This is a genomic window from Povalibacter uvarum (assembly GCF_014202975.1).
Taxonomy (GTDB): domain Bacteria; phylum Pseudomonadota; class Gammaproteobacteria; order Steroidobacterales; family Steroidobacteraceae; genus Steroidobacter; species Steroidobacter uvarum.
The window spans coordinates 1,159,971-1,178,743 of sequence record NZ_JACHHZ010000001.1 but is presented as its reverse complement, the minus strand read 5'-3'; the positions used below and the strand labels follow the sequence as shown (position 1 = coordinate 1,178,743).

Annotated in this window: 14 protein-coding genes; 5 read left to right on the top strand and 9 right to left on the bottom strand. The window is 63.1% G+C overall.

What is annotated here, in order from left to right; translation table 11 throughout:
- Nucleotides 1-34 precede the first annotated feature (34 nt).
- The 5 genes from modA to HNQ60_RS05010 all read left to right on the top strand — a co-directional run bounded on the left by modA (nt 35) and on the right by HNQ60_RS05010 (nt 10,159).
- Complete coding sequence (gene modA, locus HNQ60_RS05030) at nt 35-1,282, top strand: molybdate ABC transporter substrate-binding protein (protein ID WP_184329893.1); 1,248 nt, start codon at nt 35-37, stop codon at nt 1,280-1,282.
- A gap of 190 nt (nt 1,283-1,472) precedes the next feature.
- Nucleotides 1,473-2,039: an alkyl hydroperoxide reductase subunit C gene (ahpC, locus tag HNQ60_RS05025; RefSeq protein ID WP_184329892.1), complete on the top strand. Its 567-nt coding sequence runs from the start codon at nt 1,473-1,475 to the stop codon at nt 2,037-2,039.
- Nucleotides 2,040-2,193: 154 nt separating this feature from the next.
- Nucleotides 2,194-3,774, top strand: a complete 1,581-nt coding sequence (ahpF, locus tag HNQ60_RS05020; protein WP_184329891.1) for an alkyl hydroperoxide reductase subunit F — start codon at nt 2,194-2,196, stop codon at nt 3,772-3,774.
- Between the two features lie 439 nt (nt 3,775-4,213).
- Entirely contained in the window at nt 4,214-6,982 is a 2,769-nt protein-coding gene (locus HNQ60_RS28035; protein WP_184329890.1) for a LuxR C-terminal-related transcriptional regulator, read from the top strand.
- A gap of 333 nt (nt 6,983-7,315) precedes the next feature.
- The gene (locus HNQ60_RS05010; RefSeq protein ID WP_221304018.1) at nt 7,316-10,159 is read left to right on the top strand and encodes a YncE family protein; all 2,844 of its coding nucleotides are present in this window, start codon (nt 7,316-7,318) and stop codon (nt 10,157-10,159) included.
- Nucleotides 10,160-10,302: 143 nt separating this feature from the next.
- On the opposite strand, the gene HNQ60_RS05005 is transcribed toward HNQ60_RS05010, so the two are convergent.
- From HNQ60_RS05005 to ccoN, 9 genes are read right to left on the bottom strand one after another with little or no spacing between them, the layout of a single operon-like run.
- Entirely contained in the window at nt 10,303-11,022 is a 720-nt protein-coding gene (locus HNQ60_RS05005) for a sulfite exporter TauE/SafE family protein (protein WP_184329888.1), read from the bottom strand.
- Entirely contained in the window at nt 11,019-11,180 is a 162-nt protein-coding gene (gene ccoS / locus HNQ60_RS05000) for a cbb3-type cytochrome oxidase assembly protein CcoS (RefSeq protein WP_184329887.1), read from the bottom strand. Before ccoS ends, HNQ60_RS05005 begins: the two co-directional genes overlap by 4 nt.
- Nucleotides 11,177-13,645 (bottom strand): heavy metal translocating P-type ATPase, encoded by a 2,469-nt coding sequence (locus HNQ60_RS04995; RefSeq protein ID WP_184329886.1) that lies wholly within the window; start codon nt 13,643-13,645, stop codon nt 11,177-11,179. Before HNQ60_RS04995 ends, ccoS begins: the two co-directional genes overlap by 4 nt.
- A complete protein-coding gene (ccoG, locus tag HNQ60_RS04990) occupies nt 13,642-15,021 on the bottom strand; it encodes a cytochrome c oxidase accessory protein CcoG (protein WP_184329885.1) in 1,380 nt (459 codons plus the stop codon). The genes HNQ60_RS04995 and ccoG overlap by 4 nt, the downstream gene beginning before the upstream one ends.
- Nucleotides 15,022-15,023: 2 nt before the next feature.
- A complete protein-coding gene (locus HNQ60_RS04985) occupies nt 15,024-15,320 on the bottom strand; it encodes a hypothetical protein (RefSeq protein WP_184329884.1) in 297 nt (98 codons plus the stop codon).
- On the bottom strand, nt 15,304-16,266 hold the full coding sequence (gene ccoP, locus HNQ60_RS04980) for a cytochrome-c oxidase, cbb3-type subunit III (RefSeq protein WP_221304017.1): 963 nt from the start codon (nt 16,264-16,266) through the stop codon (nt 15,304-15,306). The genes HNQ60_RS04985 and ccoP overlap by 17 nt, the downstream gene beginning before the upstream one ends.
- On the bottom strand, nt 16,263-16,430 hold the full coding sequence (locus HNQ60_RS04975; protein ID WP_184329883.1) for a cbb3-type cytochrome oxidase subunit 3: 168 nt from the start codon (nt 16,428-16,430) through the stop codon (nt 16,263-16,265). Before HNQ60_RS04975 ends, ccoP begins: the two co-directional genes overlap by 4 nt.
- Nucleotides 16,427-17,047, bottom strand: coding sequence for a cytochrome-c oxidase, cbb3-type subunit II (gene ccoO, locus HNQ60_RS04970; RefSeq protein ID WP_184329882.1), 621 nt, complete (start codon nt 17,045-17,047; stop codon nt 16,427-16,429). Before ccoO ends, HNQ60_RS04975 begins: the two co-directional genes overlap by 4 nt.
- Before the next feature lie 19 nt (nt 17,048-17,066).
- Entirely contained in the window at nt 17,067-18,497 is a 1,431-nt protein-coding gene (gene ccoN / locus HNQ60_RS04965) for a cytochrome-c oxidase, cbb3-type subunit I (protein ID WP_184329881.1), read from the bottom strand.
- Nucleotides 18,498-18,773: the final 276 nt, after the last annotated feature.

Sequence of the window (18,773 nt, the reverse complement as noted above, 5' to 3'; positions counted from 1 at the left end):
CAAGCCGGCGCCGATCGAACCGTCGAGGTGTGACATGACTTTTCGCTCCCGATTGATGTGGCTGGCCGTCCTGATCCTTGGACTGACGCTGAGGCCCACCTTTGCGGCCGAACAGGCCAGGGAACCGCTGCTGGTCTTCGCCGCGGCGTCCCTGACGGACAGTCTCCAGAAAATCAGCGATGCCTATACGCAATCAACCGGTGTTCCGGTGAAGCTGTCCTTCGCGGCCAGCTCCGCGCTGGCGAAGCAGATCGAATCCGGCGCGCGTGTCGATGTGTTCGTATCCGCCGACCAGGAATGGATGGACTATCTCGACAGCCGGGGCTTCATCAAAGCGGGGTCGAGGTCGGATCTGTTGGGCAATCGCCTCGTACTGATCGCTCCGGGCGACAGCTCAGCAGCGATCAAGCTGGTGCCTGGGGCGCCCATAATCGCAGTCCTTGGTGAAAGAGGCCGTCTGGCGGTCGGTGATCCCGATTCCGTCCCCGCTGGAAAGTATGCGAAGGCCGCACTGAGCTCCCTGGGGGTCTGGGGCGCGCTGGAGCCGCGATTGGCCCGGGCAGAGAACGTTCGCGTTGCTCTGAGCTATGTCGCTCGCGGCGAAGCACCGCTCGGCATCGTTTATGCGACCGATGCGGCAGCCGAATCGAAAGTGCGACTGGTCGACGTATTCCCGGAAAACACACACGCTCCCATCACCTATCCGATCGGTTTGACGAAGTCGGCGGGCGCGTCGGCCGGCGACTACGTGAAGTTCCTGCGTAGCGACGCGGCGAGCCAGGTATTCAGGAAGGCTGGATTCGCCGTGCTGGCGTCGCGCGAGGCGATGACGAGCGGTTGTACCGGCTTCGCCTTCGATGTTGCGAAGGAACTCGCCGTCCTCAAGGGTCAGCCGATTCCGCTGGCGGCTGCAGCGTCGACTGACAAGATGCCGACAGCGGGATCCGGAAAGGCTTACAGCTTGCTGCTGGTCGATCAGTCCGCGGCAAAATTCGTCGTCGCCCCGGAAAAGATCACGGTGGCCGATGGGTCCTATGGCGGCCTGCTCAATCTTTCGCCGACGACCGGCACGCTCCGGGTGACGCTCAGCGAGGCCGCCTGGGTCGACGTGTTGAGTGGCTCCAACGCAGTGAAATCCGTACGCCACACCGGCAGCCACAACTGCGCGCCGCTGCGAAAGAGCGTGGAATTCAACGTGGCTCCCGGTGCGCCTCTCACGCTTCAGATCAGCGGCAGCACATCCAGAACCCTTCTGCTGGCAATTACCGAGCAGCGGGAGTGATCAGGCAGGCGCAGTGACTGGTCAGATGTCCGGCTAGTCACCATCCGTCATCGCCTTCTTCTGATAGGAGTTGCCTATCGACCTGTACGAAACCATCGACTGGCCCTTTGGCGCCGCAGCAATTATCTTATGCACCGTCGCCTGGGGGTTCCTCTCCAGGTACTGCCATTAACCCAAGGAGACGTTGTCGATGAGTTCTTTGATCAATACGACCCTCAAGCCTTTCAAGACCACGGCCTACCACAACGGCAAGTTCGTGCCGGTGTCGGATGCGGACCTCAAGGGCAAGTGGTCGGTGTTCTTCTTCTATCCCGCCGACTTCACCTTCGTCTGCCCGACCGAGCTGGGTGACGTGGCCGACCTGTACTCCGAGTTCAAGAAGCTCGGCGTCGAGGTTTACAGCGTGTCGACGGATACGCACTTCACCCACAAGGCGTGGCACGACGCTTCGGAAACGATCAAGAAGATCCAGTATCCGATGCTCGGTGATCCGACCCACGCCATCAGCCGCAACTTCGGCGTGCTGATCGAGGAAGAAGGCCTCGCGCTGCGCGGCACGTTCCTCGTGAATCCGGAAGGCCAGATCAAGGTCGCTGAGATCAACGATCTCGGTATCGGCCGCGACGCCAAGGAACTGCTCCGCAAGGTGCAGGCTGCCCAGTACGTTGCTGCTCACCCGGGTGAAGTCTGCCCGGCCAAGTGGACGCCTGGTCAGAAGACGCTGGCTCCCTCGCTGGACCTGGTCGGCAAGATCTGAGCCGGCTGTCATTCCCGCGCACGCGGGAATCCATCAAGTTCCTCTAGATGGACCCCCGCGTTCGCGGGGGTGACGAGCACAGACTGGTCGCTGAGTCCTCCCCCTCAACGGGGAGGACTCAGCCCCGACCGCAAGATTTCAATTCGGAGAAACCATGCTCGATGCAACGCTTCGCCAACAGCTCCAGACCTATCTCGAAAGGCTCACGCGGCCTGTCGAACTCGTGGCGTCACTGGGCGAGGGCGATGCTTCAATCGAGATGCGCGACCTGTTGCGCGACATCGCCACGCTGTCGCCGTTGATTTCACTCAGTGAGATCGGCGATGACGAGCGCAAGCCGTCGTTCTCAGTCGGCAGCCCGGGCCATGACATCAAGATCCGCTTCGCAGGCGTGCCGATGGGGCATGAATTCACGTCGCTCGTGCTCGCACTGTTGCAGGCGGGCGGCTACCCGCCGAAAGTCGATGCGGCAGTGATCGAGCAGATCAAGTCGCTGCGCGGCGAGCTCAAGTTCGAAATATTCATCTCTCTGAGCTGTCACAACTGCCCGGACGTCGTCCAGGCGCTGAATCTGATGGCCGTGCTCAACCCGAACGTCACGAGCACCATGATCGATGGTGCTGTGTTCCAGAAGGAAGTGGAGACCCGCCAGGTACTGGCGGTGCCGATGGTGTTCCTGAACGGCAAGGAGCTCGGACAGGGACGCATGTCCATCGAGGAAATCCTGGCGAAGGTCGACACGAACGCCGATGCGCGACAGGCCGAGCAGATCAATGCGAAGGGCACGTTCGATGTGCTCATCGTCGGCGGTGGTCCTGCTGGTGCTGCGGCAGCTGTGTATGCCGCCCGCAAGGGCGTCAAGACCGGCGTGGTTGCGGAGCGCTTCGGTGGCCAGGTGCTCGACACGCTCGGCATAGAGAATTTCATTTCAGTGAAGCAGACCGAGGGCCCGAAAATGGCGGCGGCTCTGGAGGAGCACGTCAAGGCCTACGAGGTCGACATCATGAATCTGCAGCGTGCCGAGCAACTCGTGCCGGCTGACGCTGATGGTCTGATTACTGTGAAGCTCGCGAGCGGCGCGGCCCTGCGCAGTCGCAGCGTTGTGGTTGCCACTGGCGCTCGCTGGCGTGAGATGAACGTGCCCGGCGAGCGGGAATACCGCGGTCGTGGAGTGGCGTACTGCCCGCATTGTGATGGCCCGCTGTTCAAGGGCAAGCGCGTCGCGGTCATCGGTGGTGGCAACTCGGGCGTTGAAGCAGCGATCGATCTGGCGGGTATCGTTGCTCACGTCACGCTGATCGAGTTCGACGGCAAGTTGCGCGCTGACGAAGTCCTTCAGCGCAAGCTCCGCAGCCTGCCGAACGTTCGTGTCATTCTATCGGCACAGACGACAGAAGTGCACGGCGAGAGCGGCAAGGTGAATGCGCTCAGCTACAAGGACCGCAGCAGCGGCGACCAGCATCGGATCGAGCTCGAAGGCGTGTTCGTACAGATCGGGCTGCTCCCGAACACGGATTGGTTGAGAGGTTCGGTGGCGCTGAGCGGACGCGGCGAGATCGAAGTCGACGCACGGGGTGCGACTTCGCTACCGGGCGTGTTCGCGGCTGGCGATGCGACGACGACGCCGTACAAGCAGATCGTGATCGCGATGGGCGAGGGGTCGAAGGCAGCGCTCAGCGCGTTCGATCACCTGATTCGCAGCTCGGCGCCGGTTTCGCAGGCGAACGCTGCCTGATCCGAGGCTGTCGGCCTGACGCCCCACTAAAGTGGGACCCACACGCAGAGGCGCGATGCGGCCTCTTGCTGTGGGTCCGGCTTTAGCCGGACGTCATCGCGACAGCGACACGGCCGAATCGGCTCCTTCCTGTCCTCCAGTTCCGGATTGCAGTCTCCGCGGCGATCTCCCCGCCGAAGTTTTCCCCGTTTCCGGGGTCACCCCTTATGACTCCGTTCGCGCACAGCGGCATAATCGACGGCGCCCGGCGTTCATCGCGCCGATGCGGTTGACGAGTCAATCTCGAGTCGCAGTCAGTCTCGAGTCAAAGGGGGTGCGCGACGTGCGCGAGTGGACATAAGTCCACACCGCATGGCGCGTGAGTACGCACAAGCGCGTAGGAGGAAAGTGACGCCCTTTCTTCGCGCCTGGAGCATCTGCACGTCCGGCGTAGAAAACGGTGCGAAACCAGCTCAGGGGGCAGAGCGCAGCCGCGTATGCGGAGCCAGCGCATACACCATCTTCGTCGCGGATCGGCAGCGACCTCGGTTCGCCGCATCTGATCAACTCGAAGCTCAAGCCACCGTTGCAAACGATGCTTCTGGTGGAGCGCGCTTCGTTGATCGCGTCACTCGACACATTGTCGCAGCGCCGACTCACGCTCCTGTGTGCGCCGATCGGTTCAGGCAAGACGACGCTGCTGTCGCAATGGCATGCGCACCGAGCATCCACAGATGCGATCGCCTGGCTCTCGCTGGACGAGCAGGACGCTGATCCCGCGCGGCTGTTCAGCTATCTCATCGGCACGGTGCGTAGTGCGGCTCCGGCGTTCGATGCGTGGATCGTCGGCCGGCGCGAGGAGCTTGCCGAGCCTGCCCTGATCGATTCCGCAACGCTCAGTTTCATCGAGCGGCTGAACCAACTCGATGCGCCGCTGACGATCGTGATCGACGATTTCCAGTGCCTGAAGGCGCCTTTGCTCGTACGCGCGTTCGATCTGATGCTGCGCCGTTCCCCCGGCTATGTGCGCTGGGTCATTGCCGGCCGATGCATGCCCGAGCTCAGTCTTGGCAGTCTCAGACTCGAGGGCCAGCTCGGATTTCTGAGCGCTGAGGACCTGAAGTTCGACTCACCCCAGATAGTGGAGCTGGCGCGTGGTCTCTGTGGCCGCTCGCTGTCGATGCATGAGGCCGATTGCATTCGCGACCGGACCGAGGGCTGGATCGCGGGAGCAAAGCTCGCGCTACTCGCCTGCGAACAGCCTTGCGCAGATGGGCTGGAGAGCTTTGCGGGCTCACACGTCGAGGTCGCACGCTACCTGGGCGAATCGGTTCTCCAGGAACAGTCACCGGCGGTGCGTGAGTTCCTGCTGGTGAGCAGCGTCGTGGACCGGATGACCGGCGAACTTTGCGATGCGCTGCTTGAAACGTGCGAGAGCCAGGCAATGCTGGAGCACCTGGAACGAGCGCAGTTGTTCATCCAGCCGCTCGACAGTCATCGCCATTGGTACAGGTATCACACGCTGTTCCTCGATTTCTTGCGCGGCAGCGCTCGAAGCGACGGAGCAGGGCGGCTCGCGGCGCTGCATGAGCGCGCGAGTCGCTGGTTCGCCGAACATCATCTCTACGAAGAGGCGCTCCAGCATGCCTTCGCCTCTCGCAACGATGCATGGCGAGGGGAGTTGCTGGCGCATTGCACCGCCCAGTGGCTTCAAAGCGGCGAGATCCCGGAGGTTCTGCGCTGGAGCGAGAGGCTGTCGCGCTCCGAGATGCTGAAAGAGGTGGCCGTGTGCCGCTCCTACATCGCGGCACTCATCCTGTGCCGCCGATTCGACGAAGCAGCGGCAACGCTCAGGGAACTACAAGAGGTTCGCGGCGATCAGTTGGATCCTTCGGAAGCGGGAAGCATGCGCCTGCTCCAGACCATGTACGCGGTGCTGTCCGATACTGAAGGCACACTGGACGTGGAGGATTCGGGCGGACTTCCAGCAAGCGCAGATGCGTTCCTTACGGGCACGCTGCTTACGCTTCAAGCCTACATGCGATTGCGACACAACCAGTTCGATGCCGCGCGCAGGGTAGCCATCCGTGCGCGAGAGATCCTGCGGCACGCGGGTAACTACGGCGCCGGCTACGCGGATGTCGTGGCATCGCTGGCCGATCGCGCTCAAGGGGACATGCGTGCGGCGACGAATCGTTGTGAGGAGATGTATGCGGCCGTGGGAAGCGGCCGGCGCAATCCTGCGTGGATGAACGCGGCGACCGCACTGGCCTACATCCGCTACGAGGAGAATCGGCTGGCCGAGGCGGAAGCCTTGTGCGTGGAGGTCTTACCGCTTCTTTCCGTGGCGTCGACCATCGAGAACTGTACGGCAGCGTACGTCACGCTGGCGCGAACGAAAGCCATCGCAGGTCAAACGGAAGAGGCACGCCGCCTGCTCGACTACCTGCACAGTGTTCTCGAAGGAGGCACGCATCATCGCTTTCTGGCGCAGGTGATCGGCGAGGAGATCCTGCTCGCGCTACGATCGGGGCAGTTGGAGCGCGCTCGATCGGTTGCAACTGAAGCTGGACTGATAGCGATGGCGGGGCGGCAGGAGTGGAACCAGCCGCGGCCGTATGACGAGGCATGGGAACGCTATGGAGCGGCGTATGCGACGTGGCTGATCGCCACCGGTCGTCAGGCGGAGGCGACAACAATACTGCGGGTGTTGCGCGATGCCGCTCGAAGCGTGCAGTACGTCTATCGAGAAACGCGACTGGAAGCGCTGCTCGCGTGTTGTTTGTGGCAGGACGGACAGCCGGCCGCAGCCTTTGACGCCTTGGACCGCGCACTTTCGCTGACACGGGGGCATGGATTCACGCGCGGTGTGTTCGATGAGACGCCGGCGCTGACGCAGCTCGTCCGGATGAGCATCGAACAGAGGCGGTTGCGGTGCGTGCTTCCGGCGCACTACTTGCGCAAGTTCGACAACGTCTTCGTGGACAAGCCTGCATCGCGTGCGGAGATCTCCGTACGATCGCCGCTGCCACTCGAGCCGCTGACCGATCGCGAGGTCGACATCCTCAAGCTGCTCGCCCAGGGCCTGAGCAATCAGCAGATCAGTGACCATTCCCGGATCACGCTGTCCACGGCCAAGTGGCATCTGAAGAATGTTTTCACGAAGCTCGATGTGAATACGCGAACCGGAGCGCTGGTGAGAGCCAGGGAGTTGCGGCTGATCGACTGAGAGGCGATCGGTCGGCGTTCCTGCTGTGGGTCCGACTGAAGTCGGACCCACGGATGAACCATGTCATTCCCGCGAAAACGGGAATCCATTTGGGCGTACGAGATGGACTCCCGCTTTCGCGGGAGTGACAGAGGCTGCAGTTCAGATGGACTGCCGCTTTCGCGGGTGACGCAGGCCGTCAAGTCCGTACTCACCGTCCCATTGCCAATTCGCGCCTCGCCCCTCCGATCGGAGGGTGTGTGCCTGAAAGCGCCCTCCTAGTATCCCGTGGCACCCATGCGGGCGTGCCCGCTTGGCCATTCAAGACCAACACCCATCGGAATGGAGAGGCATATGAGCAGGGGGACTTCCATCGCATCGACGCTGCTGGGCGCGATCGCGGCGCTAGGGATATCGGCGCCCGCATTCGCCCAATCACCGGACTTCATCACCTTCGAGAGCGGTCATGTACGGCCGCTGGCACGATCCGCGGACGGCACGCGGCTGTTCGCAGTCAACACGCCCAACAACTCACTCGAGATCTTCTCCATCACCGCGACCGGACTGACGCACACAGCTCGTGTGCCTGTCGGCCTGGAGCCTGTGGCGGTAGCGGTCCGCAGTGCCACTGAGGTCTGGGTGGTCAACCATCTCTCCGACAGCATCAGCGTCGTGTCCTTGAGCGGCACGCCGCGTGTCACACGGACGCTGCTTGTTGGCGATGAGCCTCGCGACATCGTGTTCGCCGGCACGAACAATTACGCGTTCGTGACGACGGCGCATCGAGGCCAGCACCGGACTCACTCATCGATCGCAGGTGTTCCGGGTGCGGGAGATCCGCAGCTCACGACGCCGGGCATTCCTCGCGCGGACGTCTGGGTCTTCAATCCCGCCAGCCTCGGGACGACAGTCGGCGGCACGCCGATGCGAATCGTTTCCTTGTTTGGGGATACGCCTCGCGCGCTCACCGTGAGCCCGGATCGACAGACGGTCTATGCCGCGGTCCTGAGCTCGGGCAACCAGACGGCTCCTGTGAATCTCGAATCCGTCTGCGACGGCTTCGTGACGTTCCTGCCGTGCCTCGTGCTCGAGGACAATCCGCCGCTGCTCAACACTGGCATGCCTGGCGGCATGGCAGGCCCGAGGACGAACGCGGAGGGTAAGCTCGCGCCCGAAGTCGGCCTGATCGTGAAGTTCAACAAGTCGCGCAGCCGCTGGGAGGACACCCTTGGACGCAGCTGGAACAACGCCATCCGCTTCAAGCTGCCGGACAAAGACGTGTTCGCGATCAATGCGAATACGCTGGCGCAAACGGCGTTCTACACCGGCGTCGGCACCACGCTGTTCAACATGGCCACCAATCCGGTGAGCGGCAAGGTCTATGTCAGCAACAGCGATGCGCAGAACATGACGCGCTTCGAAGGTCCGGGCATCAAGGGCGGCAGCACGGTCCAGGGCAACCTGGCTCAGATGCGCATCACGGTGCTCTCGGGATCGACGATCGCGCCGCGCCATCTGAACAAGCACATCAACTACAGCCTGCTGGCCAACGAATCGGGTTTCGATCCGACCACGAAGAATCATAGTCTCTCGACGCCGCTCGATATGGTCGTCAGCAGCAATGGTCAGAAGCTGTACGTCGCAGCGTTCGGTTCGAGCAAGATCGGTGTGTTCGACACGGCCGCGCTCGAGAACAACACGTTCGACCCGAAGACCACCAGCGCGAACTACATCAGCGTGGGCGGCGGCGGTCCGAGCGGCCTGATTCTCGATGAGGCCCGCAATCGCCTCTACGTGATGACGCGTTTCGACAACTCCGTGAAGGCGATCAATCTCGCGAACAAGGCGCAGGTCTCCAACATCGCGTTGCCGAATCCGGAGCCCGCGAGCGTGGTGCAGGGACGCAGGTTCCTCTACGACGCCTCGTTCTCCTCGGCCAACGGCGAAGCCTCGTGCGCGAGCTGCCACATCTTCGGCGACAAGGACGAGCTCGGGTGGGATCTGGGTAATCCGGACGACGTCGTGACCTCCAACCCGATCCCGAAGCGTCTGGCGACGTCGATCGAACTGCTGCTGTTCCAGACGGTGACGACGTTCCCTGGCTCGCTGATCAACGGCACCGGCAACCCGGATGAATTCCATCCGATGAAGGGCCCGATGACCACGCAAACCCTTCGCGGCATGGTGAACGCCGGCGCGATGCACTGGCGCGGGGATCGCGCGAACGGCTTCTTTGGCGTCGATACGCGGACGCAGCCGCCGTTCGATTCCGAACTGTCGTTCATGAACTTCATCGTGGCTTTCGAAGGGCTGCTGGGCAGGGCGACGATGCCCACCCGCGATGAGATGCAGAAGTTCACGGATTTCCAGCTGCAGGTGCAACTGCCGCCGAATCCGGTCCGCAATCTCGATAACTCGCTGACCGCGGCGCAAGCGGCCGGTGCGGCCTTCTACTTCGGGAGCCGCCGCTCCGACGGTATCGCGATCGGCGAGGACAACGGCTTCACCTGCAACGGCTGCCATGTCGTCGACGCGTCGAAGGGCTTCTTCGGCACCGATGGCCGGGCGAGCTTCGAGGGGATCACACAGATCTTCAAGATCCCGCACCTGCGCAACATCTACACGAAGGTCGGTATGTTCGGCTTCCCGGATTCGCGCTTCTTCGATCTGCCGGAGAGCGGCAACCTGGGCGACCAGGTCCGTGGCTTCGGCCTGACGAACGACGGTGTCGTCGACACGGTCGAGCGATTCCTGAGCGCGGTGGTGTTCCGGAACAACCTGCTCGGACCGAACGTGGGTATCCCGGACAGGGCGACGCTCAAGAATCTGGAGGCGTATACGCTGGCGTTCGATACGGACCTCGCACCGATCGTCGGTCAGCAGATCACGCTGACCAACACGAACGGTCCGGCCGTGAATCCGCGCATCGATCTGTTGATCGCAAGGGCTCGTGCTCCGTTCGTGTCGCAAGTCCTCGGCGGCAGCGTCAGGGAGTGCGATCTCGTCGCGAAGGTTGCAGTGGGCGGATTGACGCGCGGCTACCTGTACGAAGTCTCGAGCGGCACGTGGTCGCCCGATGATGGCGGCGCGAACATCAGCGACTCGCAACTGCGTGCACTGTCGGCGACGGCGGGACAGGAAGTGACGTTCACGGCGGTACCGCCGGGATCGGGAGCCCGCATCTCGGCGAGCAACTGATCGGTCGATCAGTGAAGCTGGATACGCCGGCGCTGTGACAAGCGCCGGCGTATCTCTTCTTGTGGGTCCCACAAAAGACTGCTGCTTCCCGTCACTCCCGCGAACGCGGGAGTCCATCCGCTCTGGCGCTCGACCCGAGCGCCTCAGTTCAGGCAGTAGAGGCCAGCGATGCTGTGACCCGGCAGCGCAGCCGCAACGATCATCCACAGACCGAAGCCGGTGAGGAGCGCAGCACTCGCGGCACGCGCGAAGGGACGAGCAAGGGCATTCTGCAACTGACCCGCGAACAAGGACGTGCCGAGCATCGAAGGCATCGTGCCGAGCCCATACGCGATCATGATCGCCGCGCCGGCGAGGGCGTCGTGGCTCATCGCCGCGAAGAGCAGCATCGAGTACACGAGGCCGCAAGGCAGCCAACCCCAGAGCAGTCCCAGGGTCAGCGAATCCAGCTTGGTGACACGGCCCGCGCTGCGCGCAGCGACAGGCCGTATGACGGTCCACAAACGGGCCCCGAGCCGCTCGAGCCACCCCAGCAGATTCCATCGCAACGCGAGGCGGGCGGCCACCAGAAGGATCAGAATGCCGCTGCCGACGCGAAGCGCGGTGAACAGGGGCGTTCCCGCCGAGATCAGTTGCAGCGATGAACCCAGCCCGCCGCACAGGGCTCCGGCTATCGCGTAGCCACTCAATCTTCCCGTCTGATAGAGCAGCGTATGAGCCATTCGTGCCGATCCCGTCTCGGCCTTCGCAGCTCGCATGCCAAGCGCGCCGGCCATCCCTCCGCACATGGCGAAGCAATGGCCGCTGCCTGCAAGGCCCGCAAGCACTGCCGCGACGAGGCTGATGGAGGCCACCTCGGTCATTCTTCCGGCTCTTTGTCCGTGGCGTTGTCGGACAGGATCTCCCACGCCGGCGAATCGAGATCGTCGAACTGGCCGCGATCGACCGCCCAGAAGAAGGCCCAGCCGGCGAACACGACGAGGAGGAGGCTGAGCGGGATGAGAGTGAAAAGAATGCTCATGATCCGTACGCCTGTGCAGGAAGGGAACTGCCGCGGCTCGAGGAGAACCTCGAACGCTCGGCGGCCGACCGTTTCGGCAACAGCCGTGTCGCGTTTGCGATCACCAGAATCGAGCTCAGGGACATGCCGAGCGCGGCCACCCACGGCGGAACGAGGCCGAACGCAGCCAGCGGCAACGATCCGAAGTTGTAGGCTGCCGCCCAGAACAGATTCTGACGAACGATTCGACGGACGCGCCGTGTGAAATCAATCGCGGCCGGCAGGGCGCGCAGATCCTCGTTCATGAGGATCATGTCCGCGCTCGAATGAGCCAGGGCCGTCCCGCGTCCCATCGCGACGGAAACGTCTGCAGCGCCAAGCAGGGGCGCGTCATTGACGCCGTCTCCGACGGCGAGCACCCGGTGACCCTGGGACTGAAGTGCTCGCAAGCGCTCGAGCTTCTCTTCCGGTGAACAGGCGGCGTGTCGCTCGGAAATGCCGCAAGAGTCGCCGACGGCTTCAACGGCGCTGAGCCGGTCCCCACTCAGGATCGCCGTGGCGATGCCGTGGTTGCCCAGAGAGTTCACGCAGGCCGGAGCAGTGGAACGCAGCTCATCCTGGAGTTCGAACTGCGCGAGGATCCGATGCTCGTCGGCGAGCAGGACTACCGTGCTCGCTGGCTGGGGATCGGGAAGAACATCGATCGGCAACGATATGAACTTGCGGGTGCCGAGTCGGTACTGCGTGCCGTGGACAATGCCCTCGATACCCAGTCCGGCGTGGACGCGCACGTTGTTCGTCGCCGGCAGGTCACTGGATTCGAGCCGGAACGCCTTCGCGATCGGATGCTCGGACGAGCTCTCCAGTGCAGCGGCCATAGTCTGGCACCAGATCCTGTCGACACCTGGAGCGACGTGTGTCCGAGCAATGCGCAACCGTCCGTGCGTCAGCGTTCCCGTCTTGTCGACTACAGCCCGGTCGACGGCTGCAAGTGCTTCCAGCGCGGCGGGATTGCTCACAAGCACGCCCTTGCGCGCGAGGGCGGCGATCCCGGCGGACGTCGCTGCAGGCATCGCGATAGCGAACGCGCACGGGCATGCAACGACCAGCACCGCCAGCGTCGCGCCGAAGGCCTGGGAAGAGTCGACGATCATCCAGCCCGCCGCCGTGGCAACCGCCGAGACGATGACCGCGATCAGGAAGCGTCGCGAGGCGCGATCCGCCGCCGCAGAAATCACAGGCCGTTGGCCCTGTGCGCGTTCGAGCAGCGCTACGATGTGTGCGACGACTGATTGGCTCGGTGCCGCCGTCAGTCGCATCGAGAACGGATGACCGACATTGAGACTCCCGCCGGTGATGACGGCGCCTCGCATACGCCGGACCGCCAGCGATTCGCCCGTCAGCAACGACTCGTCCACACTGGCCTCGTCGTCGATCAGGGCGCCGTCGGCCGGCACGATTTCGCCGCGTTTCACCAGCACGATGTCACCGAGCGCGAGGGACGCCGCTGGAATGCTTTCGGCAACCCCATCGCGAATCCGATGGGCGACCGACGGCATCTGTCGTGCGAGTGCATCGGTAATGCCCGTCGTGCGATGTCGAACGCTCATCTGCACAAAGCGTCCTAGCGTGACGAAGAAGATGAACATCGTGACCGAGTCGAAGTACAGGTCGCCGAGTCGTCCGGTCAACGTGCTGTAGACGCTCGCGCCGTAGGCCAGTACGAGGGCCGATGCGACCGGCACATCCATGCTGATCGTTCGCAATCGCACGCTTCGCACGGCGCCACTGAGAATCGGCATGCCCGTATAGAACATGACCGGCGTTGCGACCAGCATGCTGACGAGTGAGAAAAAGGAGAGCAGTTCCGGATCGATGATCTCGCCATTGAGCTCGGCGCTGTAGCTGGCGACGGCGAACATCATCACCTGCATCATGCCGAACGCTGCGACGGCCAGGTGGCGAAGTGACGAACGCCGTTCGCTCTGCTGGTGCTCGGCAATACTGAGGTCGCCCGGTGGGAAGGGTCGGTAGCCAGCCCGTGCGATCGCACGCATCACCTCGGCGAGGCTCAGACGCGAATTCCGCCATCGAACGTGCACGCGACCCGTCGCCAGGTTCGTGGACACTTCCTGCACGCCGTCGAGGGCACCGACCACCTTGTCGATCAACCAGGCACATGCGGCGCAACGCAATCCATCGATTCCGAGGGTAACCGCGTCCGTGTCGCCGGTACGTTGCGTGATCGTCGCTGCAACCGCCGGGTTCTCGAAGGCACTCCAGGTGTCTGCCTGCAGCAACGCGGCTTCCGGTCGCGAAGGAGCTTGAGAACGGACGGCGTAGTACTGGGAGAACCCCGCGCCAGCGATGAGCTCGGCAACAGCACGACAGCCCGCGCAGCACACTGGCTCGTCGCGATCGCCGACGATCGCCGTCAGCTTCGATGTCCCAAGCGGCTCATTGCAATGGAAGCAGGTGGCACTCACTTCTTCACCGGCGCCATGAAGCGCGCGGATGCGCTGACTTCGATACCCGACTGATCGGTCGCCGAGGCCACGACCTCGATGTCATGGCCGCCGCTGACCTGTCCGGCGGGAACGCGCACGCGAACGGGAACGCTGAGGATCTGGCCGGCACCTACAGCGAGCGCCGGAGCGTCGGTGTCGACCTCGGCGCCCTCCAGCCCCCGGACGTCGAGCTTCAACGAGTGAGCGTTCTCGTCCTTGTTGACGAAGCGCAGCGTGTAGACGTTCTCGATGTGGCCATCCGCGCTCTGCCGATAAAGCGCATTGCGATCACGCAGGACGTCGACCTCGATGAGACGTCGCTGGCCGACGGCAATGCCGAAGCCGATTATCAGCAGCAGTAGGACCGATCCGTAGATCAGTGTCCGCGGACGAGCCACCTTGGTCTTGCCGCCGGCCATCGAGGTGTGCGTCGCATAGCGAATCAGCCCACGCGGCGCCTGCATGCGGTCCATGACGTCGTCACAGGCATCGATGCAGGCCGCGCACGCGATGCATTCGAGCTGCAATCCTTTGCGGATGTCGATGCCAGTGGGGCAGACCTGAACGCAAAGGGTGCAGTCGATGCAATCACCCAGTCCCTGGTCGCGGGCATCAGAACCGCGCCGTCGCGATCCGCGCGGTTCGCCACGGACTGTATCGTAGGAGATGAGCAGCGTGTTCCGGTCGAACATTGCGCCCTGGAATCTCGCGTAAGGACACATGTACTTGCAGACCTGCTCGCGCATGTAGCCCGCGTTGCCGTATGTGGCAAAGCCGTAGAACAACACCCAGAACGTTTCCCATCCGCCGAGCGACGCGGAGAACGTCGCGGGGATCAGTTCGCGAACAGGAGTGAAGTAGCCGACGAAAGTGATGCCCGTGACGAAGGCGAATGTCAGCCATGCCGCCTGCTTGCCGCCCTTGCGAAGAATCTTCCGAGCGGACCACGGCGCGTCATCGAGCTTCATCCGCTGCAGCCGGTTGCCCTCGAAGAGGCGCTCCATCCACACGAAGATCTCTGTCCATACCGTTTGCGGACATGCGTAGCCGCACCACAGGCGGCCCGCGAGTGCGGTGAAGAAGAACAGGGACAGTGCTGCGATGACGAGCAGCCATGTCAGGAGGTAGAAGTCCTGCGGGAAGAAGGTCAGGCCGAGGATATGGAATTTGCGGTGCGGCAGATCGAACAGAATCGCCTGGTGGCCATCCCATTGCAGCCAAGGAAGAGCATAGAACAGGCCGAGCAGCACACACACAGCGATCACGCGCAGCGTGTTGAAGCGTCCCGAAACCTCGCGCGGATAGATCTTCTGTTGCGCCTCGTAGAGACGGACATCCTGGGGACCGGCCGCCATGATCAAACCTCGTCGCGGCCGTCAGCACGCGCGTCGATCAGGAAGGCCGTCAGGAAGCTCGCAGTGGCGCCGATGAACCAGAAAAAGAAGAAACCGCAGGTGTAGCCCGTCATGCGATCGCTCAGCCAGCGCGGGGGCGCGTCGTCGTGAGCAAGGAGCAGCGGATCGAACATCGCGAAGAAGAACATCGTCGCAACGCAGGCCGCGAGGAATGATGCCCACAACAGGATCGCGACGTCGCGGCGCATCATGGGCCAGCGACGTGCGCGCGGATTCGGACGCTCAAGGTGAAGCGTCACCGCCCGTACCTCCATGGACTGTCGTCTCGTCTGCTACCCGTTCCTGCGCCGAGAGGCTGTAGACATAGGCAGCGAGCAGCTTCACTCGCGTATCGCCGAGCAGGCTCGCGTGCGCGGGCATCGTGCTGTTACGGCCATTCTCGATGGTTGTGCGCACGGTCGCGAAGTCGCCGCCGAACAGCCAGATGCTGTCTGTCAGATTCGGTGCACCTAGGACAGCGTTGCCCTTGGCATCTGCACCATGGCAGGCGGCGCACAGTGTGGCGAACCGCTCTTTGCCGGCAGCGATCCAGTCGGCGGGGGCCTGCACTCCGCTCAGGCTGACGACGTACGAGGCGACTTCGTTCAGTCCTTCGCGTCCGAGCACTGTTCCGAGTGCCGGCATTGCCGAGCGACGACCGTTGGCGATCGACTCATAAATCGTGCTTTCCGCGCCGCCCCACAGCCAATCGTTGTCGGCGAGATTCGGGAAGCCCTGGGCGCCACGAGCATCCGATCCATGGCAGGTCGAGCAGTTCGCTCCGAACAGGTTACGGGCGGTGCTCATTGCCGCGGGATCTTTCGACAACTCTGCCAGGGAGACGGAGTGAATGCCGGCGAACTGCTGCTCGAGCCGAGCTTCACGCTCCCGGGCCTGCGCTTCGTACGCACCGACTGAGGACCACTGTTTGGACCCAGCGAAGTTGCCGAGACCGGGGAAGACATACAGATACGCGGCGCCGAAGATCACGGTGATGACGAAGAGCCACAGCCACCAGCGAGGCAGCGGGTTGTTGTACTCCTCGAGATCACCGTCCCAGACATGGCCCACGCGCGCCGGCTCGGCACTGCCCTCGGGCGCCTGGGGTCCCCGCGACTTCGCTGTCCACCACAGCAACCAGACGCACGCAAGTACGTTGATGACCGTGAAGGCGATGATGAAGAGACTGACGCGTTCGCTCATCATGATGCGTCGCTCCGGGTATTCACCGGCTCGTCGTTGGTGAGCGCGAGCATCGCCGCGGCCTTGAACTCGGGTTCGCGCCGCTTGCTCCACGCCCAAATCCACAATGTGATGAAGGCGAGGAACAGCGTTGCCGTCAGCAGTCCACGAAAGAGTCCGAGAGTCATTGCTGCCCCTCCGCGGCGGGCGGGTTGATGAATCGCAGTCCCTGCAGATACGCGATGAGTGCATCCATCTCGGTCTTGCCAGTGACAGCCTCAGGCGCCGCCGCGATCTCGTCGGCGCTGTAGGGAACGCCGATCGCCTGCAGCGACCGCATCTTCGTCTGTGTCAGCGCCGCATCGAGCTGGCGTTCCGCGAGCCAGGGAAATCCAGGCATGTTCGATTCGGGAACGACGTCGCGCGGATTGATCAGATGAAGGCGCTGCCATTCGTCGGAGTAGCGTCCGCCGACACGCGCGAGATCGGGACCGGTTCGCTTCGAGCCGAACTGGAACGGATGGTCGTAAACCGCTTCGCCCGCCAGTGAGTAGTGGCCATAGCGTTCGGTTTCGGCGGGCAATGGCCGCACCATCTGCGAGTGGCAGTTGTAGCAGCCTTCACGCACGTAGACGTCGCGGCCTTCGAGTGCGAGCGGTGGGTAGGGTTTCACACCGGGCGCCGGCTCGACGACCGATCGCTGCGCGTACAGCGGTGCAATTTCGACCAGGCCGCCGATGCTGATGACGATCGCGATCAGGGCGCCCATCAGGCCGATGCGTTTCTCGATGATCTCGTGACTCATGGAAGACCTTCGCTGGGAATCAGGCGGGCGCGAGCACGGCGACATCGACCGGCTTGGTCTCGCGGACTGTGCGCATCACGTTGTAGGCCATGATCACCATGCCAGCGAGGAACAGGACGCCGCCTGCGAGTCGCACCGCGTAGTAGGGATAGGTGGCCTTCAGGGATTCGACGAACGTGTAGGTCAGCGTGCCGTCGTCGTTCATTGCGCGCCACATGAGGCCCTGCATGACACCGGCGATCCACATCGAGGTGACGTACAGCACGATGCCGATGGTCGCGATCCAGAAATGCGCGTCCATCAATCGCACGCTCCACATCTGCGTCTTGCCGAAGAGCTTCGGGATCAGGGCGTAGAGCGAAGCGATGCTGATGAAGGCAACCCAGCCGAGCGCGCCGGAGTGCACGTGGCCGATCGTCCAGTCGGTGTAGTGCGAGAGGGCATTCACGGTCTTGATCGACATCATCGGTCCCTCGAAGGTCGACATGCCGTAGAAAGACAGCGAGACGACGAGGAACTTGAGAATCGGATCCGTGCGCAGCTTGTGCCACGAGCCCGACATCGTCATGAAGCCGTTGAGCATCCCGCCCCACGACGGCGCAAGCAGGATCAGCGAGAACACCATGCCGAGCGACTGCGCCCAGTCAGGCAGCGACGTGTAGTGCAGGTGATGCGGGCCGGCCCACATGTAGATCGAGATGAGCGCCCAGAAGTGCACGATCGAAAGGCGGTACGAGTAGACCGGCCGGCCGACCTGCTTCGGCACGAAGTAGTACATCATTCCGAGGAAGCCGGCGGTCAGGAAGAAGCCCACCGCGTTGTGGCCGTACCACCATTGCACCATCGCATCGACCACGCCGGCGTAGACGACATACGACTTGGTCGGCGAGACGGGAATGGCGATGTTGTTGACGATGTGCAGAACGGCGATCGTGATGATGTACGCCGCGAAGAACCAGTTGGCGACGTAGATGTGCTTGACCTGGCGCTTGACGATCGTGCCGAAGAACACGACGGCATATGCGACCCACACGACGGCGATCAACAGGTCGATCGGCCACTCGAGCTCCGCGTATTCCTTGCTCTGCGTGATACCGAGCGGCAGGGTGATGGCCGCGGCTACGATGACGACCTGCCATCCCCAGAACGTGAACGCCGCCAGGCGGTCACTGAAGAGTCGCGCATGGCAGGTCCGCTGCACGATGTAGTACGAGGTCGCGAAGAGAGCGGAGCCGCCGAACGCGAAGATGACCGCGTTGGTATGCAGCGGCCTGAGGCGGCTGTAGGTGAGAAACGGCAGGTCGAAATTCAGCGCCGGCCATAGAAGCTGTGCGGCGATCAGGACGCCGACGGCCATGCCGACGATGCCCCAGACCACTGTCATGATTGCAAACTGACGTACGACACGATCGTTGTACGTGGCGCGGCCCGTTGTCGTCGTATCGCTCATCGAAAGCCCCATGCCATCCCATGTTGAACAGCGATGCATCGCTGCGGGTGCACAGTAGCGGTTGGCCTTCGCGAAGAAATTACGGGGAGCCCGATAGAGACTGCGCGGTACCCCTCAGTGATCGGGGGTCGCGCGGGAAAGATGAGAACGGGTTCTCGTTCGCGACATCGGGCGATACCTGAATTCGAGGCAGATCCTCTTCCTGTGGGTCCGGCTTCAGCCGGGCACCACAGCAGGAGTCCAGCTGTCCGGAAGCATTCCTTCCGCCCCGCTGAT